At 72.6% G+C, this 2,175-nt stretch carries 2 protein-coding genes; both read left to right on the plus strand.

Features of this window, described 5'->3' with window-relative positions:
• Positions 1 to 148 precede the first annotated feature (148 nt).
• The gene (locus AC1DUQ_RS21055; protein ID WP_477062893.1) at positions 149 to 583 is read left to right on the plus strand and encodes a MarR family winged helix-turn-helix transcriptional regulator; all 435 of its coding nucleotides are present in this window, start codon (positions 149 to 151) and stop codon (positions 581 to 583) included.
• An 85-nt stretch (positions 584 to 668) separates the two neighbouring features.
• A complete protein-coding gene (gtfA, locus tag AC1DUQ_RS21060; protein ID WP_477074554.1) occupies positions 669 to 2,174 on the plus strand; it encodes a sucrose phosphorylase in 1,506 nt (501 codons plus the stop codon).
• Position 2,175: the final 1 nt, after the last annotated feature.

The raw sequence follows: 2,175 nt of genomic DNA on the forward strand, positions 1-2,175 counted from the left end.
GTCGTCGAGCGTGACCAGCAACGACGCCAGCGCGGCGCGCTCGGAGTCGACGGTGCGCCACACCTCGTCCCGGTCCATGCCACGCCCCCGTTAGTACGGTACTCTGACGACTTTAGACAGAGGTTCTGACCATCGTCAAGGAGTCGTCGTGACCTCGACACCCACCGTCGGGCTGCTGCTCTTCCTCCCCTACCGGGCCATGGAGGCGCGGGTCCTCGCCGCGCTCGGCGACGCCGGGTTCGACGACGTCACGCTCGCGCAGGCCCGGGTGTTCCAGCGGATCGGGCCGGACGGCACGCGCCTCACCGACCTGGCGGAGCAGGCCCAGGTGACCAAGCAGACCGCGGGGTTCCTGGTCGACCAGCTCGAACGCGCCGGGTACGTCCGCCGCGTCCCGGACCCCGCGGACGGGCGTGCCCGTCTGGTCCGGATCACCGCGCGCGGATCGGCCGCCCAGGCGGCCGCGGCCGAGGTCGTGGCCGAGGTCGAGGCGGAGTGGGAGAAGCACCTCGGGTCGCGGCGCATGAACGCCCTGCGCGAGACGCTCGTCCGGCTCCGGGAGATCACGGACCCTTACGCCTGACGTCCGACTATCGCTCGGACGCTGCGCGCGGTAGGAACGTGGTGTCCCGCCACGAACGCGTGCGGGCATCGACGAGGACGGTCCGATGCGCAACGAGGTGCAGCTGATCGCGTACGCCGACCGCCTGGGCGGCGACCTGGCCGGGCTCACGCGGCTGCTGCGTGGCCCGCTGGCCGGAGCGTTCGGTGGCGTGCACGTGCTGCCGTTCTTCACCCCGTACGACGGTGCCGACGCGGGGTTCGATCCCGTGGACCACACGGCGGTCGACCCGCGTCTGGGCAGCTGGGACGACGTCCRTGAGCTCGGCCGGACGCACGACACCGTGGTCGACCTGATCGTCAACCACGTGTCCGCCGAGTCGGCCGCGTTCGCCGACGTCCGGGCGCGCGGGGACTCCTCGCCGCACGCCGGCATGTTCCTCACCATGTCCTCGGTGTTCCCCGCCGGCGCCACCGAGGAGGACCTCACGCGGATCTACCGGCCGCGCCCTGGCCTGCCGTTCACGCCGATCCGGCTCGGAGACCGGCTGCGCTTCGTGTGGACGACCTTCACACCGCAGCAGATCGACATCGACGTGCGCGCGGCGGCGGGTTCGGCGTACCTGACGTCGATCCTCGACGCGGTCGCCGCCGCCGGGGTCTCGCTCGTGCGCCTCGACGCCGTCGGGTACGCGGTGAAGACGCCCGGGACCACGTGCTTCATGACGCCGGAGACCTTCGCGTTCATCGAGGAGTTCACCGGGCAGGCACGCGCCCGCGGTGTCGACGTGCTGGTCGAGGTCCACTCGTACTTCCGGCGGCAGATCGAGATCGGCCGCTCCGTCGACCTGGTGTACGACTTCGCCCTGCCCCCGCTGGTGCTGCACGCGCTCTACACGGGCGACGGCTCCGTCCTCGCCCGCTGGATGGCCGAGCGCCCGGCCAACGCCGTGAYGGTCCTGGACACCCACGACGGCATCGGCGTCATCGACGTCGGCCCGGACCAGACCGTGCAGCCCGGYGAGGCACCCCGCCCCGGCCTCCTGGACCCCGCCCAGATCGACGCGCTGGTGCACGGCATCCACGCCCGCACCCGGGGCGCTTCGGAGCGCGCCACCGGTGCGGCGGCCTCGAACCTCGACCTCTACCAGGTGAACTCGACGTTCTACGACGCGCTGGGGGGCGACGACCGCGCCTACCTGGCCGCCCGCGCCCTCCAGCTGTTCACCCCCGGGATCCCGCAGGTCTACTACGTGGGCGCTCTCGCGGGCGGCAACGACGTGGACCTGCTCGCACGCACGGGCGTCGGCCGGGACATCAACCGGCACCACTACACGCCGGCGGAGATCGACGCCGCCCTCGCGCGGCCCGTCGTCGCCGCGCTGCTGGACCTGTGCCGGTTCCGGAACGCCCTGCCCGCTTTCGACAGCGGCGTCGAGGTCGATCTCGACGGGTCGGTGCTGCGGCTGACGCGTCGCGGGCTCGCCCTCCCCGCCGCCACCGCTCGCCTCACCGTGGACCTCGCCGACAGCTCGACGACGATCGAGTGGACGACGGCGACGGGCGCGAACGGCCGCACGTCCGACCTGCTGGGGGCTCCCCCACGTGCCTAGC

This window comes from Cellulomonas sp. P4_B5_2 (genome assembly GCF_056402235.1).